We start from the raw sequence: 24,654 nt of genomic DNA, 5'->3' as shown, positions 1-24,654 counted from the left end.
TGCCCGCCAGGCAGCCCACCCCTGTCACGGAGACACTGAGAACATGGGTGACTGGTGGCAGCGCAACATCATCGAACCGGGCAAACTCCCCCTGCTCCTGGCTCTGACCGCCTTCGTGGTCACGTTCGCGGTCACCCGCGTCATCACCCGCCTCATCCGCGCGGGCAAAGGCCCCTTCCGTAACATCGAGACCGGCGCCGTCCACATCCACCACGTCGTGCCCGGAGTCGTCCTCACGGTCATCGGCGGCTTCTGCGCGGTCGCGGGCGGCCAGCGCGGCTTCGGCTCGGCCACGGCCGCCGTGGTCTTCGGGATCGGCGCGGGCCTGGTCATGGACGAGTTCGCGCTGATCCTGCATCTCGACGACGTCTACTGGACCGAGGCCGGCCGCAAGAGCGTCGAGGTGGTCGTGCTCACCGCCGCCCTGGTCGGCCTGCTCCTCCTCGGCTTCGCGCCGTTCGGGGTCAACGACCTCGACGAGAACGAGATGCAGAACCGCGGGTCGGTGCTCAGCACCATCGCCGGGAACTTCCTCCTCGCCCTGATCGCCCTCGCCAAGGGCAAGGCACGTATGGCGATCTTCGGGGTGATCGTCCCGTTCGTCGCCCTGTTCGGCGCCATCCGCCTGGCCCGGCCCACCTCGCCCTGGGCGAAGCGCTTCTACCGCCGCCGCCCGCGCGCCCGCGCCAAGGCCCAGCTACGCGCCTACCACCACGACCGGCGCTGGGCGGGTCCCAGCCGCAAGCTTCAGGACTGGATCGGCGGCGCGCCCGACGCGGACCCGGCCCGGGCCCTGGAACGCCACTGACGCACCGCCGCCACCCCGCACACACCAGCACCGCCGCGACCGCCGCGACCGCCGCCCGGGAGCGTCAGGGCGCCCCTACTCGGCTTCAGGCCCCTCAGCGACCGCTTTCTCAGCCACCGCTTCCTCGGTCACCGGTTCCTCCGACTCCTCCGACTCCTCCGACTCCTCCGACTCCTTCGGCTTCTCCGGCAGCTCCGCCGCCAGCGCCGCCGCGGCCTGCACCGTCGGCAGGGCCAGCAGGCCCCCGGCCCCCTCCCCGACCCGCACGCCCTGGTCGAGCAGCGGCTCCAGGGCCATCCGGTCCAGCGCCTTCGCCTGCCCCGGCTCCCCGCTGTCGTGCGCGGCCAGCCACCAGTCCGGCGCCCGGAACGCGATCCGCTGCGCCACCAGCGCGCAGGCGGCGACCACCACCCCGTCCAGCACCACCGGCATCTTGCGCACCGCGCTCTGCAGCAGGAACCCCGTGATCGCGGCGAGGTCGGCGCCGCCGACCGTCGCGAGCAGCTGCACCTGGTCCCCGAGCACGGGCCGCGCCCGGCGCAGGGCGTCCCGGATCGCCGTGCACTTGCGCATCCACGCCAGGTCGTCGATGGCCAGCCCGCCCCGCCCGGTGACCACGGAGGCATCGGTCCCGCACAGCGCGGCGACCAGCACCCCGGCCGCCGTCGTCCCGCCGACGCTCACATCGCCGAGCACCACCAGATCCGTACCGGAGTCGGCCTCCTCGTCGGCCACCGCCACCCCGGCCCGGAAGGCGGCCTCGGCCTCCTTGAGCGTCAACGCGTCCTCGATGTCGATACGGCCACTGCCGCGCCGCACCCGGTGCCGTACGACGGCCTCCGGCAGCGACGCCGGATCGCAGTCCAGCGCCATGTCGACGACCCGCACCGGAACCCCGAGCCGGCGCGCGAGCACGGACACCGGCCGGCCGCCCTCGAGGATCTCCCGCACCAACTCCCCGGCGCCGCCCGCCGGCCGCGCCGAGACGCCCAGCTCGGCGATGCCGTGATCCCCGGCGAACAGCACGACCCGCGGCTGTTCGATCGGCCGCACCGGCACGGCGGACTGCGCCGCCGCCAGCCACTCACCCAGGTCGTCGAGGCGGCCCAGGGCTCCGGGCGGCACGATCTGACGCTCACGGCGCGCCTCGGCGTCACGGCGCACCCCACCGTCGGGGCGCTCGATCAGTTCGGAGAAGTCGTCGAGATTAAGCGAGCTCATTCGCCGAACAGTACCGGCACCGGTCGAACAGAAGGGCGCCACATCGCCACCACGGGCCGCGCCACGGCACGGCCGCATGGGCGTGACGTCGTTGCACCCAAGATCGCCATCCCATACGTTCCGTTTTGCAGTGGATTGTCGGGGCATGCTCGCACCGTCCCGCCGTATGCCCCGCCGTACGCCCCCGTCGTACGCCCTCGCGCCCGGGAGCCACCATGACCGCGACCGCACCCGCCCAACGCCGCCACACCGCCTGCGCGTTCACCCTCGCCCCGTGCCGGGACCACACCTACGTCCCCCGGTACCTGTGGCTGGCACGGCAGGCGCCGGCCCGCCGCCTGAGAGCCGCCGCCCGCGCGGTGCTCCCTTTCCCGGAGCCGGAGAGCTGGCTGGACGTGGGCACGGGCGACGCCCGCTTCCCCGAGGCGGCCAAGGAAGTCTTCCCGTACACGGCGTTCGACGGCCTGGACCCCACCGACCGCGTCCTGCACGCGCGCGTGGCCGAGCGGGTGGAGGAGGCCTACGTCGGCCGGCTGACGGACCCCCGCGTCACGGCCCGGCTGCGCGCCCGCTACGACGTCGTCAGCATGCTCCGCCACCTGGAGCACGCCCCGGACCCCCGCGCCGAACTCCGCGCCGCCCTCGCGGTCCTGCGCCCGGGCGGCCACCTGCTCCTCGAACTCCCCAACCCGCGCGGTGTGTTCGCCCTGCTGCTCGGCGCGTGGTGGACCCCGCACAGCGGACCCGGCCATCTGCACCTGCTGCCCGTGCACACGCTGTGCGAGGAGCTCCGGTCCCAGGGCTGCGCGATCGTCTCGATCGACCGCACCGCACACACCCCGTACGACATCGCCGTCACGACCTCACGGGTGCTGAGCCGCCTGCTGTCCCCGGTCCTGGCGCTGGTGGGCGCGCCCCTGATCGCCGCGGCCTGGGCACTCGACCTCGTCCTGGCCCCCGTACTGCGCCGCACCCCCCTCGCGAACGCCTACCGCGTCATCGCCCGCAAGGAGCCGATGGCACCGGCCTGAGGCCCTGGGGTCTGTTGCGAAAGCGGCGCCTGCCGGGCGACGACGCCGCTTTCGCAACAGACCCTAACCACGGAGCACGATCGCCTGCCCCGCCACCACCAGCACCACCTGCTCGCACTCCCCGGCGAACGCCGCGTTCAGCCGTCCCAGCTCGTCGCGGTAGCGCCGCCCCGACGCCGTCGCCGGCACGATCCCCGAGCCCACCTCGTTGGACACGGCGACCACGGTCCGCCGGGTGGCCCGCACCGCGTCCGTCAGCTCCCGCACCCGCTCCCGCAACGCCCGCTCCCCGCCGTCCGCCCACACCGCGTCGTCCCACGCCCCGACGGAGTCCATCACGTCCGTCAGCCACAGGGACAGACAGTCGACGAGCAGCGGCGCCCCGTCCTCGGCCAGCAGCGGCACCAGTTCGCAGGTCTCGGCCGTACGCCACGACCCCGGCCGCCGCTCCCGGTGCGCGGCGACCCGCGCCGCCCACTCGTGGTCGCCGCCCCGCGTGCCCCCGGTCGCCACGTACAGCACGTCCGGGAAGGACTCCAGCCGCCGTTCCGCCTCCACCGACTTGCCGGACCGGGCCCCGCCCAGCACCAGCGTCCGCCGGGGCACGTCCGGCACGTCCTCGTAGGCCCCCACCACCAGCGTCTCCCCGTCCGGCACCGCCCGCGCCCCCGCCGCGGCCAGCCGCCGCCGCAGCTCGGCGCCCGGCGGTACGTCATGGTCCAGATGGACGGCGACCACATCGGTCGTCGGCCCGACCGCGCCCACCGCCCGCAGCCTGGCCAGCGCGTCCGGCCGCCCCACGACATCGGCGACCACCATGTCGTACATCCCGACGGCCCCCTCCTCCAGCCCGGCCGGCGAGCCCCCCGGCGGCAGATACAGCAGCCGCTGCCCGTCCGGCCCGGTCAGCGCGTACCCCGTGCCCGGCGAGTCCAACGCCACCGCCCGCACCCGATGCCCCGAAAGCAGCGTCAACTCCCGCCCGTCCGGCACCCGGCCGGGCTGCGGCAGCCCCGCCGGCACCTCGACGGCGGGCCCGTCGTGCGGATGCGACAGCAGCACCTGCCGTACGCCCCCCAGCGAACGCCCCGCCCGAGCCGCCGCGAACGCCGCCCCTGGCGTCAGGTCGAGCAGCAGCGCCCCGTCCACGAGCAAGGCGGTCGCCGCCCGCGCGTCATCACCGAGCGCGCTCGCACAGGCCGCGCACGGACAGTCGGGGCGGGGCAGTCCCGCGGGGGCACCGGTGCCGAGCAGAGTCAGTTCCACGGACTGATTTTCGCGTGTCCGCGCAGGTCTTGCGCATCCGGCTAGGCTCAGCGCAGGAGCCGGACCAAGATCCGGCTGCTGTTCTGCACGTGCTGACACCTTGGAGGCGTACATGGCGGCATGGACGTGGCGGTTCGAGAAGGCCGACGGGGCGGAAGTCCAGCCCGCGGTGCAGCCCGAGGAGTTCACCACCCAGGGGGACGCCGAGTCCTGGATCGGGGAGCACTGGAAGGCACTTCAGGAGGGCGGCGCGGACCAGGTACGGCTGTTCGAGGACGCCACGGAGATCTACGGGCCGATGAGCCTGCACGCCGACGCGTCGTAGACGGCGGACGGGGTGAGGGGGAACAGGGCCCTCACCCCACCGCCCCCTCACTGCTCACCCAGCGTCACATCCACGGTCTTCTCACTGCCGTCGCGCGTGTACGTCACCGTGGTCCGCTCACCCGGCCGGGCGGAGGCCAGCGCCTCGGCGAGTGAGGTGATGGTCGTGATGTCCGTGTCACCGAGCCGGGTGATGACGTCCCCGGGCTCGATCCCGGCCCTGTCGGCCGCCCCGCCCGCCATCACCTCGACGACGGCGACGCCCGCGACCCGGTAGTCCTCGTCCACGACCGTACGGCCCGTGATGCCGAGCGCGGCCCGGCCCGACTCGGTGACCCTGCCGTCCCGCACGATCTGGTCGGCGATCGTGCGCACCGTCGACGCCGGGATCGCGAACCCGATGCCGGGCGCCGCGTCGTCCCCCTGGCCGGGGTCGGTGGCCGCGAGGGTCGGGATGCCGATGACCCGGCTGTCGAGGTTCACCAGGGCACCACCGCTGTTGCCGGGGTTGATGGCGGCCGACGTCTGCACCATGTTGGCGATCGTCGCGCCCGTACCGCCCTCGGCACGGCTCTCGGTGACGGTCCGTCCGGTCGCCGAGACGATGCCCTGCGTCACGCTGGACGACAGCCCGAGCGGCGAGCCCATGGCCAGCACGATCTGCCCGACCTCGACCTTCGACGAGTCCCCGAACCTCGCCGCCTTCAGCCCCCGCGGCACCCTGTCCAGCTTGATGACGGCGAGGTCCTGCTGCGGGTACGAGTAGACGAGCTTCGCGGTGATGGTGTCCTCGCTGTTGGCGGTCGTCACCCGGAACGTCTCCTCGTCGCCGACGACATGCGCGTTGGTGACGATGTGCCCTTGGCCGTCGTAGACCACGCCCGACCCCAGATCGTTCCTGGCCATGATCTGCACGACCGACGGCAGCACGTCCTCGATCACCTTCAGGTAGCCGTTCTCCAGATCGTCGACGGCCCTGGCCGCCCTCGGTACGGCTGCCTGCGCGGCCCGCGTGGTCGAGTCCTCCTTCTCGCCGGACTCGCCGGAGCGGGCGGACGGGGAGTCGGAGCACCCCGACAGCAGGCCGGCACAGCACAGCAGGGCGGCGACCGTGACGATCGGGCGCGGGGCACGGAAACGGCGAGCATCCATGCCCCGAGTCTCGCTTCGGGGGCCGGCGTCGGCCTGTGCTGCTCACCCGAACGAGCTCAGCCGCGCACTCCGCACAGATGCAGCAACGCCGCGACGCTCCGGTAGGGATCCGTCTTCCCGGCCCGCTCCTCGACCGCCAGCAACGTCTCCAGGTCCGCCGGGACCTCCGCCCCGTCCACCGCCGTGTCGGTGAAGACCCGTACGCCGTACCAGGCGTGCAGCGGCGCCGCGATCCCCGCGAGCGTCGCCGTCAGCTCGGCCAGCCGGTCCGCCCGGACGTCGAGGCCCAGCCGGTTGCGGTACGCGGTCGTGTCGAAGGCGGTCAGCGCACCGGCCCAGTCCCCGCCCAGTCCCGGCCGCATGGCCAGCGCGTCGCCGTTGCGCACGAGCAGCGAAAGCAGTCCGCCCGGGGCGAGCATCCGGGCCAGCCCGGCCAGCAGGGGATCGGGCTCCTCGATGTACATCAGCACGCCATGGCACAGCACGACGTCGAAGCTGCCCGGCAGGAAGTGCACGCCGGTGTCCCGTCCGTCCCCCTGGACGATACGGACCCGTTCCCGGATCCCCTCCGGCTCGCCGGCGAGCTCCTCGCGGGCCGCCGCGATCATCTTCGGGTCCTGCTCGACACCGGTCACCTGGTGCCCGGCCCTGGCCAGGCGCAGCGCCTGCGTGCCCTGGCCCATCCCGACGTCGAGCACCCGCAGCCGCTGCCCGACCGGGAACCGCCCGGCTATCTGCTCGTCGAGCTGCCGGGCCACCAGCTCCTGTCGTACGACATCACGCAGCCCGCCCAGCCCGCTCAGCCAGGCATCGGCCGCACCCCCGGGAAAAGCGGTTGCGGTCAGGGCCGCTCTCCGCGCTTGACCTGCGGCTTCGGCAGCCGGAGCCGGCGCATCTGGAGGGAGCGCATCAGCGCGTAGGCGACGGCGCCGCGCCTGTTGTCGTCGGGGAAGCGCTCGGCGAGCCGCTTCTTCAGGCGGACGCCCGTGACCAGCGAGTCGAGCACGATCAGGACGATCACGACGAGCCACAGCAGCAGCGCGATGTTCTGGAGCGCCGCCACCCGGACCATGCTCAGCACGAGGATGATCACGGCCATCGGCAGGAAGAACTCCGCGATGTTGAAACGCGAGTCGATGAAGTCACGCGCGAACTTGCGGACCGGACCCTTGTCACGGGCCGGGAGATACCGCTCGTCGCCCCCGGCCAGCGCCTGGCGCTGCTTCTCCAGGGCGGCCCGGCGCTCCTCGCGCTGGCGCTTGGCGGCCTCCTTGCGCGTCATCGACGTGTTGGCCACGCTGCGACGCTGCGACTGGGCCTCACTGCGCTTGGGCGTGGGGCGGCCCTTCGGGGCCTCGGGGTGACGGGTCTGAGTGGAGTCGGTCACCGGCGCCTTGTCGGCGGCCTGGGCCTTCTCTTCCTTGGCACGGCTACGGAACACAAAACCCAAGGGTACGGGGTGGCAGGGGTTGGACCCCACCCCCATGGGGAACGATCCGGCAACACCAGTCGTCGTAGGGGGACAGAGGGAACGTTGCAGACGGTCCGGGAGCCACCTACTCCTTACGCCGGAGCGGGAGCGTCAGCAGTCGTCCTTGGGGATGAGCGCATCCGTCCCCGAACAGTGCGTCAATGGATGCAGGGCCCGTACTGTGGGTTCTGTCGCAGAGCTGGAGCTGGACGTCAGAAGGGGGCGCGCGAAGCCCATGAGCGGTGTCATGAAGCGTATGGGGATGATCTTCCGCGCGAAGGCGAACAAGGCCCTTGACCGGGCCGAGGACCCGCGCGAGACCCTCGATTACTCGTACCAGAAGCAGCTGGAGCTGCTCCAGAAGGTCCGCCGCGGCGTGGCGGACGTGGCCACGTCCCGCAAGCGCCTGGAGCTCCAGCTGAACCAGCTGCAGCAGCAGTCCGGGAAGCTGGAGGACCAGGGCCGCAAGGCGCTCGCCCTGGGCCGGGAGGACCTGGCCCGCGAGGCGCTGTCGCGGCGAGCCGCGCTCCAGCAGCAGGTGACCGACCTGGAAACCCAGCACGCCACCCTCCAGGGCGAGGAGGAGAAGCTCACCCTGGCGGCCCAGCGGCTCCAGGCCAAGGTCGACGCCTTCCGTACCAAGAAGGAGACCATCAAGGCCACGTACACCGCGGCGCAGGCCCAGACCCGGATCGGCGAGGCGTTCTCCGGCATCTCCGAGGAGATGGGCGACGTCGGCCTGGCGATCCAGCGTGCCGAGGACAAGACGGCCCAGCTCCAGGCCCGCGCCGGAGCGATCGACGAACTCCTCGCCTCCGGCGCCCTGGACGACCAGTCCGGCATGCACAAGGACGACATCCAGGCCGAGCTGGACCGGCTCTCCGGTGGTACGGATGTAGAGCTGGAACTGCAGCGCATGAAGGCGGAGCTGGCGGGCGGTTCGTCCTCGCAGCAGGCGATCGAGGGCGGTGCCGGCCAGGCCCAGCCCCAGTCCCAGCAGCAGCCGCAGGACACCCCGCGCTTCGACAAGCAGTAGCCGACGGCGGGGCCCACGCCGAGGAGGGCGAGATGGGCGACATGATCGTCCGGATCATGGGTGAGGGGCAGGTGAAGCTGTCCGACAGCCACCTGCCCGCGCTGAACAAGCTCGACGACGAGCTCCTGCTGGAAATGGAGAACGGCGACGGCCCCGGCTTCCGCCGCACCCTTGCCGCCCTCCTGGCCAAGGTCCGTGAAGTGGGCGAACCCCTGCCCGACGCCTCCCTGGAACCGTCGGAACTGATCCTCCCCTCCCCGGACGCGACACTGGAGGAGGTCCGGGAGCTGTTGAGCGACGACGGCTTGATCCCGGGGTGAGCCGACGCCGGCAGCCCCGGGGCGACGCGGACCGCAACGCCGGGCACATCGCACGCCGGGCACATCACACGAGGAACCTTCCGTTGGCCCCCGTTCCGAGCCCCGCAGGCAATCGCGTCCGGCGTCATCTCAAGGCGCACCCCATGGCGCTGGACGCGGCGTTGGCGGTCGGCGTGCTGGCCTGCATGGTGGCCGGCTCGTTCGTGGACCCGCACGGGGAGAACGGGGTCACCTGGGCCCTGCGCACCCCTGACGCGCTCAGCCTCGTGCTCATCGCCCTCGGCGCCGCCGCCCTGGTCTTCCGCCGCCGCGCCCCGATGACGGTCCTCGCCCTCACCGGCGCCGTCTCCCTCGTCGAGTCCGTCACCGGCGACCCCCGCGCCCCCGTCGCCATGTCCGCGGTCATCGCGCTCTACACCGTCGCCTCGACCACCGACCGCCCCACCACCTGGCGCGTCGGCCTGCTCACCATGACCGTCCTGACCGGCTCCGCCATGCTCGCCGGCCCCCTGCCCTGGTACGCCCAGGAGAACCTCTCCATCTTCGCCTGGACCGGCATCGGCGCCACCGCCGGCGACGCGGTCCGCAGCCGCCGCGCCGCCGTGGCCGCCATCCGCGAACGCGCCGAGCGAGCCGAGCGCACCCGCGAGGAGGAGGCCCGCCGCCGCGTCGCCGAGGAGCGCCTGCGTATCGCCCGGGACCTGCACGACGTCGTCGCCCACCACATCGCCCTCGTCAATGTGCAGGCCGGAGTCGCCGCCCACGTCATGGACAAGCGTCCCGACCAGGCCAAGGAGGCCCTCGCCCACGTACGCGAGGCCAGCCGCTCGGCGCTCAACGAACTCCGTGCCACCGTCGGCCTGCTCCGGCAGTCCGGCGACCCGGAGGCCCCCACCGAACCCGCCCCCGGCCTCGACCGCCTCGACGAACTCGCCGGCACCTTCCGCAGTGCGGGCCTGCGGGTGGAGGTCGCCCGCGCGGACCAGGGCGCCACGCTCCCGGCCGCCGTCGACCTCGCCGCCTACCGCGTCATCCAGGAGGCCCTCACCAACGTGCAGAAGCACGCGGGCCCGGACGCCAAGGCCGAGGTCAGCGTCGTCCGCGTGGGCCCGAACATCGAGATCACCGTCCTCGACGACGGCGCCGTCGACGACGACACCCCCGGCGGCGGTGGCCACGGCCTGCTCGGCATGCGCGAGCGCGTCACCGCCCTGCGCGGCACCCTCACCACCGGCCCCCGCTACGGAGGCGGCTTCCGCGTCCACGCGATCCTGCCGGTCAAGAACCCCACCCGCGCCACGGAAGCCACCGAGACCGCCGGAGCCACCGAGGCCGCCGGAGCCACCGAGGCCGCTGAAGGCACCGTGTGACCCGCTCGCGGAACTCCCGGGCACCCCGCGGAAGTTCTCGTAGCGCCAAGCCACCCACCTCGCGCCCCGCGGAGGACCCCGCATGACCATCCGCGTCCTGCTCGCCGACGACCAGGCCCTGCTGCGCAGCGCCTTCCGCGTGCTCGTGGACTCCGAGCCCGACATGGAGGTCGTCGGCGAGGCGTCCGACGGGGCCCAGGCCGTGCGGCTGGCCAAGGAGGAGCGGGCGGACGTCGTGCTGATGGACATCCGGATGCCCGGCACCGACGGCCTCGCCGCCACCCGCATGATCAGCGCCGACCCCGCCCTCGCCCATGTCCGCGTGGTCATCCTGACCACCTTCGAGGTCGACGACTACGTCGTGCAGTCGCTGCGCGCCGGCGCCTCAGGCTTCCTCGGCAAGGGCTCCGAACCCGACGAACTCCTCGCCGCCATCCGCATCGCGGCCGGCGGCGAGGCCCTGCTCTCCCCGGCCGCCACCAAGGGCCTGATCGCCCGCTTCCTCGCCCAGGGCGGCACCGGGGACGGCGAGGGCGACCCCGCTCGCTCCGAGCGGCTCGACGCCCTCACCGGCCGGGAGCGGGAGGTGCTGGTCCAGGTCGCCGGCGGGCACTCCAACGACGAGATCGCCGAGCGGCTGGAGGTCAGCCCGCTGACCGTGAAGACGCACGTCAACCGGGCCATGTCCAAGCTCGGCGCCCGCGACCGGGCCCAGCTCGTGGTGATCGCGTACGAGTCGGGGCTGGTACGTCCAAGGGTGGAGTGACCGGCAAGCGGTGTACTGCGCCCGGAGTATGCGCCGTATAAGGAAATGGACCTGGGGCCTAGGAAATCGGGCTCCCCGATGGCTCAGGGTGTAGGAGCGGGCGCTCACATGTGCGCGACAGACGCCTCTGTCACGCCCGCTGCCCACTTCTGCTGCTCACAGAAGAGAGACCCCGACCCATGTCCTGGCTGTCCAGATTCAGCCTTGCCCAGCGTGCCCTGATCGGCCTGGTGTCGATCATCGCGCTGGTCTTCGGCGCGATCGCGATACCCCAGCTCAAGCAGCAGTTGCTGCCCTCCATCGAACTGCCCATGGTCTCCGTGCTCGCCCCGTACCAGGGCGCGTCGCCGGACGTGGTCGAAAAGCAGGTCGTCGAGCCCATCGAGGACAGCCTCGAAGCGGTCGACGGCATCACCGGCGTCACCTCCACGGCGGGCGACGGCAACGCCGTGATCATGGCGTCCTTCGACTACGGCCCCGGCACCCAGCAGCTCGTCGCGGACGTCCAGCAGGCCGTCAACCGGGCCCGCGCCCAGCTTCCGGACGAGGTGGACCCGCAGGTCATCGCGGGTTCCACGGACGACATCCCGACCGTCGTCCTCGCCGTCACCTCCGCCACGGACCAGCAGGCCCTGGCCGACCGGATCGACCGGACCCTGGTGCCGGACCTCAAGGACATCGACGGCGTCGGCCAGGTCACCGTCGACGGCGTACGGGACCTCCAGGTCACCGTCACCCCCGACGACGCGAAACTGGCGAAGGCGGGGCTCACCTCGGCCGACCTCTCGCAGGCCCTCCAGGCCGGCGGTGCCACCGTCCCGGCCGGCTCCTTCGACGAGGACGGCGGCAACCGCACCGTCCAGGTGGGCGGCGGCTTCACCTCGCTGGAGCAGATCGAGAACCTGATGGTCGCGGGCGAGGGCGCCGACAAGCCCGTACGCCTCGGCGCGGTGGCCACGGTCGAGCAGGAGCAGGCCCCGGCCGACTCCCTCACCCGCACGGACGGCAAGCCGTCCCTCGCGGTCGCGGTCACCATGGACCGTGACGGCAGCGCGGTCGCGATCTCGGACGCGGTCCGGGACAAGCTCCCTGAGCTGCGCGAGGACCTCGGCTCGGGCGCCACGGTCACCGTGGTCAGCGACCAGGGCCCCGCGGTCAAGAAGTCCATCGACGGCCTGACCACCGAGGGCGCGCTCGGCCTGCTCTTCGCGGTCCTGGTCATCCTGGTCTTCCTCGCGTCCATCCGCTCGACGCTGGTGACGGCGGTCTCCATCCCGCTGTCGGTCGTCCTCGCCCTGATCGTCCTGTGGACGAGGGACCTCTCCCTCAACATGCTGACGCTCGGCGCGCTCACCATCGCCATCGGCCGCGTCGTCGACGACTCGATCGTGGTCCTGGAGAACATCAAGCGTCACCTCGGCTACGGCGAGGAGCGCCAGGAGGCCATCCTCAAGGCGGTCCGCGAGGTCGCCGGAGCGGTCACCTCCTCCACCCTCACCACGGTGGCCGTCTTCCTGCCGATCGGCCTGGTCGGCGGCATGGTGGGCGAGCTGTTCGGCTCGTTCAGCCTGACCGTGACGGCGGCCCTGCTGGCGTCGCTGCTCGTGTCGCTGACGGTCGTACCGGTCCTGTCGTACTGGTTCCTGCGCGCCCCGAAGGGCACGCCGCAGGACGCCGAGGAAGCGCGTCGGGTGGCCGAGGAGAAGGAGGCCAAGAGCAGGCTCCAGCGCTTGTACGTCCCCGTCCTGCGCTTCGCGACCCGCCGCCGTCTCACGAGCGTGCTGCTCGCGATCGTCGTCCTCATCGGCACGTTCGGCATGGCGCCGCTGCTGAAGACGAACTTCTTCGACCAGGGCGAGCAGGAAGTCCTCACCGTCAAGCAGGAGTTGAAGCCGGGCACCAGCCTCGCGGCCACCGACGAGCAGGCCAAGAAGGTCGAGAAGCTGCTCGCCGCCACCGAGGGCGTCGAGGACTACCAGGTCACCGTCGGCTCGTCCGGCTTCATGGCGGCCTTCGGCGGCGGCACCGACACCAACCAGGCGTCGTACCAGGTGATGCTGGAGGACTCGGCGTCGTACGACGACGTACAAGCCCGTATCGAGACGGGCCTGAAGAAGCTGGAGGGCGTCGGCACGACCACCATCGCCGCCGGTGACGGCTTCGGCGCCCAGGACCTGAGCGTGGTGGTGAAGGCGGCCGACGCGGACGTGCTGCGCAAGGCGTCCGAGCAGGTCCGCGAGGCGGTGGCCGGCCTGGACGACGTCACGGACGTGACCAGCGACCTGGCGCAGAGCGTGCCCCGCATCTCGGTGAAGGCCAACGACAAGGCGGCCGCGGCCGGTTTCGACGACCAGACGCTCGGCATGGCGGTCGCCCAGGCCGTCCGCGGCAACACGGCGGCCCAGGCCACCCTCGACGACACCGAGCGGGACGTCGTCGTCAGGTCGGCGAAGCCGGCCAGGACGCTGAAGCAGCTTCAGGACCTGCGGCTGGGCCCGGTGAAGCTGGGTGACATCGCGGACGTGAAGCTGGTGGACGGCCCGGTCTCGATGACCCGTATCGACGGCCAACGCGCCGCCACGATCACCGCCAAGCCGACCGGCGACAACACCGGAGCGGTCAGCGCGGAGCTCCAGACGAAGATCAACGGGCTGACGCTCCCGGCGGGCGCGACGGCCGCGATCGGCGGGGTCTCCGAGGACCAGGACGAGGCGTTCGCCAACCTGGGCCTGGCGATGCTGGCGGCGATCGCGATCGTCTTCATGCTGCTGGTCGCGACCTTCCGCTCCCTCGTCCAGCCCCTGATCCTCCTGGTGTCGATCCCGTTCGCCGCGACGGGCGCGATCGGCCTCCTGGTGGCGACCGGCACCCCGATGGGCGTCCCCGCGATGATCGGCATGTTGATGCTGATCGGCATCGTGGTGACGAACGCGATCGTGCTGATCGATCTGATCAACCAGTACCGCAGCCAGGGCTACGGCGTCGTCGAGGCCGTGATCGAGGGCGGCCGCCACCGTCTGCGCCCGATCCTCATGACGGCCCTGGCGACGATCTTCGCCCTGCTGCCCATGGCCCTGGGCGTCACCGGCGAGGGCGGCTTCATCGCCCAGCCCCTGGCGGTGGTGGTGATCGGCGGCCTGATCACGTCGACCATGCTGACCCTGCTCCTCGTCCCGACGCTGTACGCGATGCTGGAGCTCCGCAAGGAGCGCCGGGCGAGGAAGCGGGCGGCGAAGCGGGCGAAGAAGGCGGGGCTGCCCGAGCAGTCGGCGGCGGCGTCGGACTCGTCCTCGGACGAGGCGGAGCCCGCGTCCGTGTGACCGTCCCACCCCGGGGGAGGCCGGGTACCGAACCGCCGACGGTTCGGTACCCGGCCTCCGCCGTCTCGCCGTTACGTATCCTGAGTCCTCGAACTGTCGCACGGGGGAGGAAAGTCGGGCGTGCCGCTGCGCAAGGACGACCCGAAGTCGGTCGGCGGGTACAAGCTGCTCGACCGGCTCGGTGCCGGTGGTATGGGCGCCGTCTACCGGGGCAGATCGCGGTCCGGCCGTGAGGTCGCCGTCAAGGTGGTGCACGCCCAGTACGCCGAGGACCCGGTCTTCCGCACCCGCTTCCGGCAGGAGATCGAGGCCGTCCGCAAGGTCAGCGGCGCCTTCACCGCGCCGGTCGTGGACGCCGACCCGGAGGCGGTACGGCCCTGGATGGCCACCCAGTACGTGCCCGGCCCCTCGCTCGCCCAGCGGATCCGTGACCGGGGCGCGCTGCGCGGCGGCGAACTGCGCCAGCTCGCGCTGGGGTTGGTGGAGGCCCTGCGGGACATCCACCGGGCCGGCGTGGTGCACAGGGACCTCAAGCCCGCCAACGTCCTGATGGCCGAGGACGGCCCCCGCGTCATCGACTTCGGCATCTCCCGCGCGGCCGAGAACCACAACACCCTCACCGAGACCGGCCAGATGATCGGCACCCCGCCCTTCATGTCCCCGGAACAGCTCACCGACGCCCGCACGGTCGGCCCGGCCTCCGACGTCTTCTCGCTCGCCGCGCTGCTGGTGTACGCCGTCACCGGGCGCGGCCCCTTCGACGCCGACAGCCCGTATCTCACCGCCTACCGGGTGGTCCACAACGAACCCGTGCTGGACGGCATCGGTCAGCCGCTGCGCGAGCTCCTGGAGCGCTGCCTGGCCAAGGACGCCGCGGACCGGCCCGGACTGGAGGAACTGGCCGGGGAGTTCGCGACCGCCCTGCCCGAGCCGACGGACGGCGACGCGGCCACCGTGACCCTGCGCGTGGACCGGCCCCCGGCCACCCCGGTCACCCGCTCCGCGACCGTCGCCGACCCTGCCGCCCCCACGGACACCCCCCGCTCCCGCCGCCGCGGCCGTGTCCGCCCGCTGCTGGCCGCGACCGGCACGGTCGGTGCCGTCGCCCTCGGCCTGACGGCCTATCTGACGCTCGGTCCGATATGGGTGGAGACCAGCCGTGGGGCCGCACCGCCCGCGCCCTCCCGGTGGGTGGAGCCGCCCAGCGGCTGGAAACCATGGCAGACGACGGTGTACGAGACCGCCGCGCACGGCGTGCGCAAGCCGCTGGACACGGACGGCGGCGGGATGCGGGGCGGGCCGGACTGCCAGGTGTACGAAGGCGCCGCCTACTGCACGGGCGACGGCATTCTGCCCCTGCGCCTGGACGGGAGGACGGGCGAGACCGTCTGGCGCGCGGAGCCGGTGCGGTCCGGCAACGACACGGGCTCGTACGAGTTCACCCTCCTCGGCGTCCGGGACGACGCGGTGCTGGTCCAGCAGCTTTTCCATCCCGACAGCGCCGACGAAGGCACGACCAGGGTCGTCGCCTACGACACCGGGACCGGTGAACGGCTCTGGCAGCGCACGACGAGCGACGCATGGGCCGACGTGATCCTCTCCGGCGACGTCGTCGTGCTCCCGGACCGCGACGGCGGCTCGGTGACCGCCCGTTCGCCCCGAACCGGCGCCGAGCGCTGGACGGCGAAGCTGCCCCCGCAGTACTTCTGCGGGTTCACGGAGGCCGGCGAGGAGCTGTACCTGCAGTGCAGCCCGGACGCGGAGGAACCCGCGGACATGCTGGTCCTGGCGCTGGACCGGGCCGACGGCTCGACACGCCGGCTGACCGTACCGAACGAAGCCGGTCTCCTCGGCACCCTCGACGGCCGGCTGCTGTTCCTGGAGGCGAACGAGGACGAGAGCGGAAACCTGCTGATCGGCGAGGACGCCGTGTACGCCCGGATCCGGCTCGTGGACCCGGACACCGGGGCGAGCAGCACGACGAGGCTGGCCGAGGAGTACGCCGGGGAGGTGACGCTGGCGGGCGGCACTCTGTGGTTCGCCACCTCCAGCGGACAGGTGACCGCCGTGTCGGCCCGTACCGGCGAGCAGTTGTGGCAGACCCCGACCAGCCTGGAGCAGCCGTCCGAGGCGACCTTCGACTCCCGGACACGGGCCGTGTACCTGGCCAGTGAGAGCGGCCGGGTGGGTGCCCTCGACGCGCGGAAGGGCACGCTGCTGTGGGAGACGCTGCCGCGTGCCGAACGCAACGACTCCGGCTGGGCCGCCCCCAATGTGCGGCTCCTGGGAGGCGCCCTGGTCGTGGCCACCCCCGACGGCACCGTCTTCAGCCTCGACCCCGCTCACCCCGACCGGAAACCCGTGTCGGGGTGAGCGCGGGGCCGACGGCAGGGCTTACGGCAGCGCCAGCATCCGCTCCAGCGCCAGCTTCGCGAACGCCTCGGTCTCCTTGTCGACCTCGATGCGGTTGACCAGGTTGCCCTCGGCGAGCGACTCCAGGGCCCAGACCAGGTGGGGGAGGTCGATGCGGTTCATGGTCGAGCAGAAGCAGACCGTCTTGTCGAGGAAGACGATCTCCTTGCCCTCGGGTGCGAAACGGTTCGCCAGCCGGCGGACCAGGTTCAGCTCCGTGCCGATGGCCCACTTGGAGCCGGCCGGGGCGGCCTCCAGGGCCTTGATGATGTACTCGGTCGAGCCGACGTGGTCCGCGGCGGCGACGACCTCGTGCTTGCACTCGGGGTGGACGAGGACGTTCACGCCCGGGATGCGCGCGCGCACGTCGTTCACCGAGTCGAGGCTGAAGCGGCCGTGCACCGAGCAGTGGCCGCGCCACAGGATCATCTTCGCGGCGCGCAGCTCGTCGGCGGTCAGCCCGCCGTTGGGTTTGTGCGGGTTGTAGACGACGCAGTCCTCCAGGGACATGCCCATGTCCCGGACCGCGGTGTTGCGCCCGAGGTGCTGGTCGGGCAGGAACAGCACCTTCTCGCCCTGCTCGAAGGCCCAGTCCAGGGCCCGCTTGGCGTTGGACGAGGTGCAGATCGTGCCGCCGTGCTTGCCCGTGAACGCCTTGATGTCGGCGGACGAGTTCATGTACGACACCGGCACGACCTGCTCGGCTATGCCGGCCTCGGTCAGCACGTCCCAGCACTCGGCGACCTGCTCGGCCGTCGCCATGTCGGCCATCGAGCAGCCGGCGGCGAGGTCGGGAAGGACGACCTTCTGGTCGTCGGAGGTCAGGATGTCCGCCGACTCCGCCATGAAGTGCACGCCGCAGAACACGATGTACTCGGCCTCCGGACGCGCGGCCGCGTCCCGGGCCAGCTTGAAGGAGTCGCCGGTGACATCCGCGAACTGGATGACCTCGTCGCGCTGGTAGTGGTGGCCGAGCACGAAGACCTTGTCCCCGAGCTTCGCCTTGGCCGCGCGGGCGCGCTCGACCAGGTCCGGGTCGGACGGCGAGGGGAGGTCACCGGGACACTCGACGCCGCGCTCGCTCCTCGGGTCGGCCTCACGGCCGAGGAGCAGCAGGGCGAGGGGCGTCGGCTGTACGTCGAGCTCCTGGGTCTGGGCGGTGGTCACGACACGCACCCTTTCTGTTCTGCGGCTCGCCGGGACCGGAAGAACCGGACCCGGCGGGTCATGCGGGACACCTTCATCGACTTTTCGTCGAATTGACGCTATCTATCATAACCGGTTCATGTCAGTTTGACGATGGCCATCGCGTCGATGTGACGTGAATCCCGGTGGGGGCCCGCGTATTCCCCGAAGAGGCGTTTTCCGCTCCGCACGCGGTGTGCGAGCATGAAGAGGGACCGAAAGACGAGCGCCCGGCCCGGAATGAATCCGCGGCCCCGCCGGTTGCAACCGTCGGCAAGCAGTCTCCGTACAACCCGGGAGAGATGTAGATGTCCGTATCGGACGAGACCAGCACCGTCACCGACGGCATCGTCCTGACCGACGCCGCCGCGTCCAAGGTCAAGGCCCTGCTCGACCAGGAAGGCCGTGACGACCTCGCCCTGCGTGTGGCCGTCCAGCCCGGCGGCTGCTCCGGCCTGCGCTACCAGCTCTTCTTCGACGAGCGTTCCCTCGACGGCGACGTCGAGAAGGACTTCGGCGGTGTGAAGGTCGTCACCGACCGCATGAGCGCCCCCTACCTGGGCGGTGCCACCATCGACTTCGTCGACACCATCGAGAAGCAGGGCTTCACGATCGACAACCCGAACGCGACGGGCTCCTGCGCCTGCGGCGACTCCTTCAGCTGAGCCGGCCGGGCGGCTGAACCCACGGGACTCCGCCGGGACACGGGAAGGCGGCGACCCCCTCCGACGGGGCCGCCGCCTTCCCGTGTCCGCGGGCCCTTACCGGGCCGTTACCGGGCCCCGGACGTCCGCGGCGCGTCCGGAAGCCGTGTCCCGGGCTTCTCCAGCGGAATCTCCTGCCCGTCCGTGCCCACGACCTTCCGGTCACCGAGCGGCTCGTCCAACTGCACGGTCTTGTGGAACAGCTTCGCGATCAGGATGCAGACCTTGTCCGGCTGCGAGGTCTCGGTCACCCGGACCGTCACCTCGTCGTCGCTCTCGCTCGCCGTCACCTTGTAGTCGGCGCACACACCGCCCGTGAAGGCCACGTTCAGCTCCGTGCCGTCGGCCGTGTAGCCGTCGACCGCCACGTTCCGCGTGACGGGCGGCGAGGTCGGCTCGTCCTTCGGCCCGCTCGGCCGCGGGCTCGGCTGCTCGGTCGGCTTCCCGGAGGGCGTGTCCGTGGCCAGGTACTTCGGGTCGATCGCCGGATACGTGACCGTGAAGCTGTCCTGCGCGCCCGGCGCCCGCACCTCGAACAGCCAGGACGGCACCAGCGCCTGCCGCGCGTCCACATGGTGCGCGGCCAGCCCGAACACCGCCTTCTCGACCGTGACGGTGTCCTTCGCCGGCGCACCCGTCGACGCCTCGGCATCGCACGGCGCCTCAGGGCGGTCCTTCAGCGGTACGGGACTGGCGCAGCCCCCGATACCCATGCGGCGGTCGGTCCCGGGCGCCGAGTTCATCAGCCCCAGCGTCTTCTCGGCATCCAGCACGGGGTACGTGTCCCCCTTCACCGGCGCCTTCAACTGGCCGCTCCCGCCGACCACCTCACCGTCGGCGCCCACGGTCACGCCGGTCGTCCAGCCGTAGGTGGGCAGCCCGTCGACCACGGGGTTCGCGTTCACCACCCGCTGGGCGCCCATCAACTGGCCCGCGTCGCGCTTCGCGTCAGCCTGACCCACCGCCTCCAACACCGGCGCGGCGGCCTTCTTCGCGGTCTCCTCGTCGACCGGGTCGGCGGCCGTCGCGCCCGGGTCCTTCTGGCAGACGGTGGTGCTCCGGCAGTCGTCGGTGCCGGGGGCGTAGCGGTAGAACGTCCAGGTCCCCGGCGCCTGCTTGTTCACCTGCAGGCTGGGTCCCGCCCCGTCCTGCGCGCCGACCTTCCAGGTCTGCCCCTGCGCCACCGGCGTCCCGGCCATCCCGAGCGCCTCGGCCAGCCGCGCCACCTCCACCTTGCCGACCTCGCCCCCGGCCCGGTACACCGGCGCCGAGCCGGGCCCGTCCGGCAGCGCGTCGTCGGTCTCGTAGGTGACGCCGTACGGGTTGGGCTCGCCGGGCGCGATGCCGCCCGTGTCGCCCCCGGTGTAGCCGTCGAGGTGGAGCGGCGGGGGAGTGTCACCGCCGGGCGCCGCGGACGTCGTACCACCGTCCGACCCTCCGGACGCGTTCGCGGCGAGGTAGGCCCCACCACCGCCGACGAGCAGTACGGCGGCGGCGACGGAGGCGATGACGGCGGGGGAGCGGCGCCGGGTCGGACCGGTGGCTTCGTCCTCGTCGGGAGCGGCAGCGGGATCCGGACCCCCGACCTCGGTCCCGGCACCCTCGGCGTCGTGCTCGCCCTCGGGCTCGGCGGCCTCGGCGGCCTCGGCGTCCGGTCCGTCCTCGGCGTCCGGTCCGTCCTCGGTGTCGGAAACCGACGCACCGCTCTCCGCGGCTCCCGACGCCTCGGCGCCGGAAGCCTCCGTACCCGCGGCGTCCTTCTCCTGCCGGGCGTCCTGCTCCTCGGCGGAGCCGTCGGCGCCCGTGTCGTCGTTCTCGGGTCGCTCGGTGTTCACCGCATCGCTCCTTCGGCTGCGCACATGTCCCATGACCCTGACCCGACCCTGTCAAAAGAGCCGGTCCGTCGGGTCGTATCCCGCATCCCCTCCACGGGGGACAGCGATGGGACGCAGCGGGGGAGCGCGCGGTTCCCTGAAAGGCGCCGGTTCGGCCGCCGGAGTTCGATCGGCCGCCGTGGGCCGATCAGTCGCCGTAGTCCGACATCGCGTCCAGCAGTCGCGCCGACCTCGGCGGCACGGTGACCCCATGGATGAGTGACGGGGAGACCGGAAGGGGAAGGACACGGTCGGGAACGGTCCAGTGGGGCGCCATCCGCGCGCAGTCGCCGAGCAGCGACGCCAGGTCGACCTCCGGGTCGGCCGTAACGGGGGCGTGGACCTCGAATTTCGTCATAGCGGCACCGTATGCACGCTGGAGCCCGCGAAGAAAGATCTACTATCGGGTAGTTTCGGCCGCTTCAGAGTCCCGGTCACGAACGATAGCGTGGACTGTCAACCCAACCTCCCCGCAGGAGACTCCACGCCGTGCGCATCGCAGTCACCGGCTCCATCGCCACCGACCATCTCATGACCTTCCCCGGCCGCTTCGCCGACCAGTTCGTCGCGGACCAGTTGCACACGGTCTCGCTCTCGTTCCTGGTCGACAACCTGGACGTACGCAGGGGCGGCGTCGGCGCCAACATCGCCTTCGGCATGGGTCAGCTGGGCACGAAGCCGATCCTGGTCGGCGCCGCGGGCTCCGACTTCGACGAGTACCGGGCCTGGCTGGACCGCCACGGCGTCGACACCGGTTCGGTCCGTATCTCCGAGACCCTGCACACCGCCCGCTTCGTCTGCACCACGGACGCCGACCACAACCAGATCGGCTCCTTCTACACCGGCGCGATGAGCGAGGCCCGTCTGATCGAACTGAAGACCGTCGCGGACCGCTTCGGCGGCCTCGACCTGGTCCTCATCGGCGCCGACGACCCCGAGGCGATGCTCCGCCACACCGAGGAGTGCCGCTCCCGCGGGATCCCCTTCGCCGCGGACTTCTCCCAGCAGATCGCCCGGATGGACGGCGACGAGATCCGGATACTGCTGGACGGGGCGATGTACCTCTTCTCGAACGAGTACGAGAAGGGCCTCATCGAGTCCAAGACCGGCTGGACCGACGCCGAGATCCTCGGCAAGGTCGGCCACCGCGTCACCACCCTCGGCTCGCGGGGCGTGCGCATCGAGCGGGACGGCGAGGACCCCATCGAGGTCGGCTGCCCGGAGGAGGAGCGCAAGGCCGACCCCACGGGTGTCGGCGACGCCTTCCGCGCCGGGTTCCTGTCGGGACTGGCGTGGGGGGTGTCGCTGGAGCGGGCCGCCCAGGTCGGGTGCATGCTGGCGACTCTCGTCATCGAGACGGTGGGGACGCAGGAGTACCGGCTTCGCCGGGCGCACTTCATGGAGCGGTTCGCCAAGGCGTACGGACCCGCCGCCGCTGAGGAGGTCCAGGCTCACCTGGGCTGAGGCCGGGTGCGGGTGCGTGGGGGCTGGTCGTGCCGGCGCGGCGGAGCCGCGCATCGACACAGCCCCGCGCCCCCGACGGCGTCAGCTCACCCGGCGGACGACGTACGCCGTCCCTTGCTCCGCCGGCTCCTCACCGACGTACTCCTGGCCCCGCATCTCGCACCACGCCGGGATGTCGAGCCGCGCGGCCTCGTCGTCGCTCAGCACCCGTACCGTCCCGCCCACCGGCACGTCCCCGATGACCTTCGCCAGCTCGATGACCGGGATCGGGCACCGCCTGCCGAGGGCGTCCACGACCAGGTCGTCGTCGTCCCGTACGACCGCCTCGGCGACCGGCGCGCCCAGCTTCTCCCGCACCCCCGCCACCGCCCCGGGCAGCACCTCCAGGAACCGCTCGACGTCCTTCGCCGCCGTCCCGAACGGCAGCGACACCCGCACGTTCCCCTCGCTCAGCACTCCCATCGCCTTCAGCACATGGCTGGGCGTCAGCGTGCTGCTCGTGCAGGACGAACCCGACGACACCGAGAACCCGGCCCGGTCCAGCTCGTGCAGCAAGGTCTCCCCATCGACATAGAGACAGGAGAAGGTGACGATCCCGGGCAGCCGCCGTTCCGGATCCCCGACCACCTCCACGTCCGGCACCAGCCGAGCCACCCCCGCCCGGATCCGCTCCGTCAGCTCACGCAGCCGTACCGCCTCTTGGGCCGCCTCCGCCCGCACCGCCCGCAGCGAGGCCGCCGCGGCGACGATCGCCGGGATGTTCTCGAACCCGGCCGCCCGCCCCGACTCCCGCTCGTCCACGGGCCCTTGCGCGGCGAACCGCACCCCTTTGCGTACGACGAGCAGTCCGACCCCCGCCGGCCCACCCCACTTGTGGGCACTCCCGGTCACCACCGACCAGTCACCCTCGACCCGCCCCCACGCCAGGGACTGGGCCGCGTCCACCAACAACGGCACCCCGGCCGCCCGGCACACGGCGGCCACGTCCGCCACCGGCTGCTCGGTCCCCACCTCGTGGTTGGCCGACTGCAGGCAGGCCAGCGCGGTGTCCGCCCGCAGGGCGTCCGCGTACCCCCGCACGCTCACCGCCCCCGCGCGGTCAACCGCCACCTGTGTGACCGCCCCTCCCTCGGCCTCGTGCGTGTCAGCCGCATGGAGCACAGAGGAGTGTTCGACGGCGGACACGATCAGGTGACGCCCGATCCGCCGCCGCCCGGCCAACACCCCGGCGATGCCCGAGTGCACGGCCCTCGTCCCCGACGAGGTGAACACCAACTCGTCGGCACGACATCCCACAGCCTCGGCAGCGGCCTCCCGAGCCGCGTCCAGCAGCATCCGAGCCCTGCGACCCTCCCTGTACAGACGTGCGGGATCAGCCCACCCTTCATCGAGCGAGGCCTGGAGAGCCTGCCGGGCAACGGGATGAAGAGGAGCACTGGAAGCAGCGTCGAAGTAACCCACACAGCAACGCTAAACGCCCGGTCACTGCAACGTCCCCAAAGGGGCGCGGGGAACTGCGCGACAAGGCCGAACGAACCCGCAGCCGCCAATCAAGCGAACCCCCCACCTCAGTAGGCCCCCCTCCCCGCGAACCCCCGGAGGGCGTCGGCTAGGGTTTGGTCCGCATAAACATCCAAACCCCTGCCCGACGCAGGGCGGCGACCGACCAGCGAGAAGGCCAGGCCGCAGCCAATCAGCGCGGGCGAGACTCTCGGGAAGGCGCTACGTGAGTCCCAACGGCTCCGACCGCTCGCCGCGGCGCCCGATGCGGCGGAAGCTGCTGCAGGCAATGACCGCGGGCCTGGTCCTGGCGACAGCCACCGGTTGCTCGTACAACTGGGAAGACTTCCCCCGCCTTGGTATGCCCACCCCGACCACGGAAGAGGCTCCGCGGATCCTCTCCCTGTGGCAGGGTTCCTGGGCGGCTGCGCTCGCCGTCGGCGTGCTGGTGTGGGGTCTGATCCTGTGGAGCGCCATGTTCCACCGGCGCAGCCGCACCAAGGTCGAGGTCCCTCCGCAGACCCGGTACAACATGCCCATCGAGGCGCTGTACACCGTGGTCCCGCTCATCATCGTCTCGGTCCTCTTCTACTTCACGGCCCGCGACGAGTCGAAGCTCCTCAGCCTCAAGGACAAGCCCGACGTCACCGTCAACGTCGTCGGCTTCCAGTGGAGCTGGTGCTTCAACATGATCGAGAACGTCGAAGGTTCCACCGGTGACGCCAAGACGGCCAAGGAACTGGACGCGATCCCGAACCGGTACAAGGAAGACTTCCCGGCGAACGCCGGCGGCGTCTACGACTGCGGCACCCCCGGCACCCGGAACCCGCAGACGGGCAACCCGGGCCCGACCCTGTGGCTCCCCAAGGGCAAGACGGTCCGCTTCGTCCTCACCTCGCGTGACGTCATCCACTCCTTCTGGGTGGTGCCGTTCCTGATGAAGCAGGACGTCATCCCGGGCCACACCAACGCCTTCGAGGTGACCCCCAACCGTGAGGGCACCTTCCTGGGCAAGTGCGCCGAACTCTGCGGCGTCGACCACTCCCGGATGCTGTTCAACGTGAAGGTCGTCTCCCCCGAGCGCTACGAGCAGCACCTCAAGGACCTCGCCAAGAAGGGGCAGACCGGTTACGTTCCCGCCGGCATCGCGCAGACGAGCCACGAGAAGAACCGGGAGACGACAAACCTGTGAGCATCCTCAACGAACCCCAGGGTGCCGCGGCAGCTGAGGACTCGTACGAGAACGAGCTGCCGGTCAGGCGCAGGCAACCCGGCAACGTCGTGGTCAAGTGGCTCACCACCACCGACCACAAGACGATCGGGACGCTGTACCTCGTCACGTCGTTCGCGTTCTTCGTGATCGGTGGCGTGATGGCGCTGCTCATGCGCGCCGAGCTCGCCCGGCCTGGTCTGCAGATCATGTCGAACGA

General features: G+C 71.7%; 21 protein-coding genes and 1 pseudogene. 13 read left to right on the top strand and 9 right to left on the bottom strand.

What is annotated here, in order from left to right; genetic code table 11:
• Nucleotides 1–43 precede the first annotated feature (43 nt).
• Complete coding sequence (locus ABZ078_RS05085; protein WP_356571754.1) at nucleotides 44–808, top strand: hypothetical protein; 765 nt, start codon at nucleotides 44–46, stop codon at nucleotides 806–808.
• A gap of 75 nt (nucleotides 809–883) precedes the next feature.
• On the opposite strand, the gene cobT is transcribed toward ABZ078_RS05085, so the two are convergent.
• A complete protein-coding gene (cobT, locus tag ABZ078_RS05080; protein WP_356571752.1) occupies nucleotides 884–2,029 on the bottom strand; it encodes a nicotinate-nucleotide--dimethylbenzimidazole phosphoribosyltransferase in 1,146 nt (381 codons plus the stop codon).
• 215 nt (nucleotides 2,030–2,244) lie between these two features.
• On the opposite strand from cobT, the gene ABZ078_RS05075 reads away from it, so the two are divergent.
• The gene (locus ABZ078_RS05075; RefSeq protein ID WP_356571750.1) at nucleotides 2,245–3,060 is read left to right on the top strand and encodes a class I SAM-dependent methyltransferase; all 816 of its coding nucleotides are present in this window, start codon (nucleotides 2,245–2,247) and stop codon (nucleotides 3,058–3,060) included.
• A gap of 63 nt (nucleotides 3,061–3,123) precedes the next feature.
• Here ABZ078_RS05075 and ABZ078_RS05070 read toward each other — a convergent pair whose 3' ends face one another.
• Nucleotides 3,124–4,326 carry a bifunctional adenosylcobinamide kinase/adenosylcobinamide-phosphate guanylyltransferase gene (locus tag ABZ078_RS05070; RefSeq protein ID WP_356571748.1) on the bottom strand — a complete coding sequence of 401 codons (1,203 nt, stop codon included), beginning with the start codon at nucleotides 4,324–4,326 and terminating at the stop codon, nucleotides 3,124–3,126.
• Between the two features lie 112 nt (nucleotides 4,327–4,438).
• On the opposite strand from ABZ078_RS05070, the gene ABZ078_RS05065 reads away from it, so the two are divergent.
• Nucleotides 4,439–4,651 carry a hypothetical protein gene (locus ABZ078_RS05065; RefSeq protein WP_356571746.1) on the top strand — a complete coding sequence of 71 codons (213 nt, stop codon included), beginning with the start codon at nucleotides 4,439–4,441 and terminating at the stop codon, nucleotides 4,649–4,651.
• A gap of 47 nt (nucleotides 4,652–4,698) precedes the next feature.
• Here ABZ078_RS05065 and ABZ078_RS05060 read toward each other — a convergent pair whose 3' ends face one another.
• From ABZ078_RS05060 to ABZ078_RS05050, 3 genes are all read right to left on the bottom strand, one after another.
• The gene (locus ABZ078_RS05060) at nucleotides 4,699–5,802 is read right to left on the bottom strand and encodes a trypsin-like peptidase domain-containing protein (RefSeq protein WP_356571744.1); all 1,104 of its coding nucleotides are present in this window, start codon (nucleotides 5,800–5,802) and stop codon (nucleotides 4,699–4,701) included.
• A 56-nt stretch (nucleotides 5,803–5,858) separates the two neighbouring features.
• Nucleotides 5,859–6,560 carry a methyltransferase domain-containing protein gene (locus ABZ078_RS05055; protein ID WP_356571742.1) on the bottom strand — a complete coding sequence of 234 codons (702 nt, stop codon included), beginning with the start codon at nucleotides 6,558–6,560 and terminating at the stop codon, nucleotides 5,859–5,861.
• Nucleotides 6,561–6,643: 83 nt separating this feature from the next.
• Entirely contained in the window at nucleotides 6,644–7,288 is a 645-nt protein-coding gene (locus ABZ078_RS05050) for a DUF3043 domain-containing protein (RefSeq protein ID WP_356571740.1), read from the bottom strand.
• Between the two features lie 241 nt (nucleotides 7,289–7,529).
• Between ABZ078_RS05050 and ABZ078_RS05045 the strand changes: the two genes are divergently transcribed.
• The 6 genes from ABZ078_RS05045 (at nucleotide 7,530) to ABZ078_RS05020 (ending at nucleotide 16,458) form a co-directional block, all read left to right on the top strand.
• Nucleotides 7,530–8,309 carry a PspA/IM30 family protein gene (locus ABZ078_RS05045; RefSeq protein ID WP_356572082.1) on the top strand — a complete coding sequence of 260 codons (780 nt, stop codon included), beginning with the start codon at nucleotides 7,530–7,532 and terminating at the stop codon, nucleotides 8,307–8,309.
• A 41-nt stretch (nucleotides 8,310–8,350) separates the two neighbouring features.
• Entirely contained in the window at nucleotides 8,351–8,629 is a 279-nt protein-coding gene (locus ABZ078_RS05040; protein WP_356572080.1) for a hypothetical protein, read from the top strand.
• Nucleotides 8,630–8,772: 143 nt separating this feature from the next.
• Nucleotides 8,773–9,999, top strand: coding sequence for a histidine kinase (locus ABZ078_RS05035; RefSeq protein ID WP_356571738.1), 1,227 nt, complete (start codon nucleotides 8,773–8,775; stop codon nucleotides 9,997–9,999).
• An 82-nt stretch (nucleotides 10,000–10,081) separates the two neighbouring features.
• Nucleotides 10,082–10,765 carry a response regulator transcription factor gene (locus ABZ078_RS05030; protein WP_356571736.1) on the top strand — a complete coding sequence of 228 codons (684 nt, stop codon included), beginning with the start codon at nucleotides 10,082–10,084 and terminating at the stop codon, nucleotides 10,763–10,765.
• Between the two features lie 179 nt (nucleotides 10,766–10,944).
• Nucleotides 10,945–14,085 carry an efflux RND transporter permease subunit gene (locus ABZ078_RS05025; RefSeq protein WP_356571734.1) on the top strand — a complete coding sequence of 1,047 codons (3,141 nt, stop codon included), beginning with the start codon at nucleotides 10,945–10,947 and terminating at the stop codon, nucleotides 14,083–14,085.
• 120 nt (nucleotides 14,086–14,205) lie between these two features.
• Complete coding sequence (locus ABZ078_RS05020; RefSeq protein ID WP_356571733.1) at nucleotides 14,206–16,458, top strand: protein kinase; 2,253 nt, start codon at nucleotides 14,206–14,208, stop codon at nucleotides 16,456–16,458.
• A gap of 21 nt (nucleotides 16,459–16,479) precedes the next feature.
• On the opposite strand, the gene nadA is transcribed toward ABZ078_RS05020, so the two are convergent.
• Nucleotides 16,480–17,664, bottom strand: a complete 1,185-nt coding sequence (nadA, locus tag ABZ078_RS05015) for a quinolinate synthase NadA (protein WP_356571731.1) — start codon at nucleotides 17,662–17,664, stop codon at nucleotides 16,480–16,482.
• Between the two features lie 326 nt (nucleotides 17,665–17,990).
• On the opposite strand from nadA, the gene ABZ078_RS05010 reads away from it, so the two are divergent.
• Entirely contained in the window at nucleotides 17,991–18,347 is a 357-nt protein-coding gene (locus tag ABZ078_RS05010) for an iron-sulfur cluster assembly accessory protein (protein WP_004001854.1), read from the top strand.
• Between the two features lie 107 nt (nucleotides 18,348–18,454).
• On the opposite strand, the gene ABZ078_RS05005 is transcribed toward ABZ078_RS05010, so the two are convergent.
• The gene (locus tag ABZ078_RS05005) at nucleotides 18,455–20,221 is read right to left on the bottom strand and encodes a hypothetical protein (protein WP_356571729.1); all 1,767 of its coding nucleotides are present in this window, start codon (nucleotides 20,219–20,221) and stop codon (nucleotides 18,455–18,457) included.
• Nucleotides 20,222–20,408: 187 nt separating this feature from the next.
• Nucleotides 20,409–20,618, bottom strand: a complete 210-nt coding sequence (locus tag ABZ078_RS05000; protein WP_356571727.1) for a hypothetical protein — start codon at nucleotides 20,616–20,618, stop codon at nucleotides 20,409–20,411.
• Nucleotides 20,619–20,749: 131 nt separating this feature from the next.
• On the opposite strand from ABZ078_RS05000, the gene ABZ078_RS04995 reads away from it, so the two are divergent.
• Nucleotides 20,750–21,724, top strand: coding sequence for a carbohydrate kinase family protein (locus ABZ078_RS04995; RefSeq protein WP_356571725.1), 975 nt, complete (start codon nucleotides 20,750–20,752; stop codon nucleotides 21,722–21,724).
• Between the two features lie 81 nt (nucleotides 21,725–21,805).
• On the opposite strand, the gene ABZ078_RS04990 is transcribed toward ABZ078_RS04995, so the two are convergent.
• Entirely contained in the window at nucleotides 21,806–23,185 is a 1,380-nt protein-coding gene (locus ABZ078_RS04990) for an aminotransferase class V-fold PLP-dependent enzyme (protein WP_356571723.1), read from the bottom strand.
• A gap of 265 nt (nucleotides 23,186–23,450) precedes the next feature.
• Here ABZ078_RS04990 and coxB point away from each other — a divergent pair, with 265 nt between their 5' ends.
• A complete protein-coding gene (gene coxB, locus ABZ078_RS04985) occupies nucleotides 23,451–24,416 on the top strand; it encodes a cytochrome c oxidase subunit II (protein ID WP_356571721.1) in 966 nt (321 codons plus the stop codon).
• Nucleotides 24,413–24,654, top strand: a pseudogene (locus ABZ078_RS04980) (cytochrome ubiquinol oxidase subunit I); the annotation flags it as partial. The gene coxB and the pseudogene ABZ078_RS04980, both read left to right, overlap by 4 nt.

It is taken from the genome of Streptomyces sp. NPDC006385 (assembly GCF_040612485.1).
GTDB lineage: Bacteria > Actinomycetota > Actinomycetes > Streptomycetales > Streptomycetaceae > Streptomyces.
This window is presented reverse-complemented; position numbering and strand designations above follow the sequence as displayed.

Excerpts from the sequence above, each read along its gene's own strand:
- ABZ078_RS05085 (WP_356571754.1), top strand. The coding sequence starts at position 44 with ATGGGTGACTGGTGGCAGCGCAACATCATCGAACCGGGCAAACTCCCC.
- cobT (WP_356571752.1), bottom strand. The coding sequence starts at position 2,029 with ATGAGCTCGCTTAATCTCGACGACTTCTCCGAACTGATCGAGCGCCCC.
- ABZ078_RS05075 (WP_356571750.1), top strand. The coding sequence starts at position 2,245 with ATGACCGCGACCGCACCCGCCCAACGCCGCCACACCGCCTGCGCGTTC.
- ABZ078_RS05065 (WP_356571746.1), top strand. The coding sequence starts at position 4,439 with ATGGCGGCATGGACGTGGCGGTTCGAGAAGGCCGACGGGGCGGAAGTC.
- ABZ078_RS05060 (WP_356571744.1), bottom strand. The coding sequence starts at position 5,802 with ATGGATGCTCGCCGTTTCCGTGCCCCGCGCCCGATCGTCACGGTCGCC.
- ABZ078_RS05050 (WP_356571740.1), bottom strand. The coding sequence starts at position 7,288 with ATGGGGGTGGGGTCCAACCCCTGCCACCCCGTACCCTTGGGTTTTGTG.
- ABZ078_RS05045 (WP_356572082.1), top strand. The coding sequence starts at position 7,530 with ATGGGGATGATCTTCCGCGCGAAGGCGAACAAGGCCCTTGACCGGGCC.
- ABZ078_RS05040 (WP_356572080.1), top strand. The coding sequence starts at position 8,351 with ATGATCGTCCGGATCATGGGTGAGGGGCAGGTGAAGCTGTCCGACAGC.
- ABZ078_RS05035 (WP_356571738.1), top strand. The coding sequence starts at position 8,773 with ATGGCGCTGGACGCGGCGTTGGCGGTCGGCGTGCTGGCCTGCATGGTG.
- ABZ078_RS05030 (WP_356571736.1), top strand. The coding sequence starts at position 10,082 with ATGACCATCCGCGTCCTGCTCGCCGACGACCAGGCCCTGCTGCGCAGC.
- ABZ078_RS05025 (WP_356571734.1), top strand. The coding sequence starts at position 10,945 with ATGTCCTGGCTGTCCAGATTCAGCCTTGCCCAGCGTGCCCTGATCGGC.
- ABZ078_RS05010 (WP_004001854.1), top strand. The coding sequence starts at position 17,991 with ATGTCCGTATCGGACGAGACCAGCACCGTCACCGACGGCATCGTCCTG.
- ABZ078_RS05000 (WP_356571727.1), bottom strand. The coding sequence starts at position 20,618 with ATGACGAAATTCGAGGTCCACGCCCCCGTTACGGCCGACCCGGAGGTC.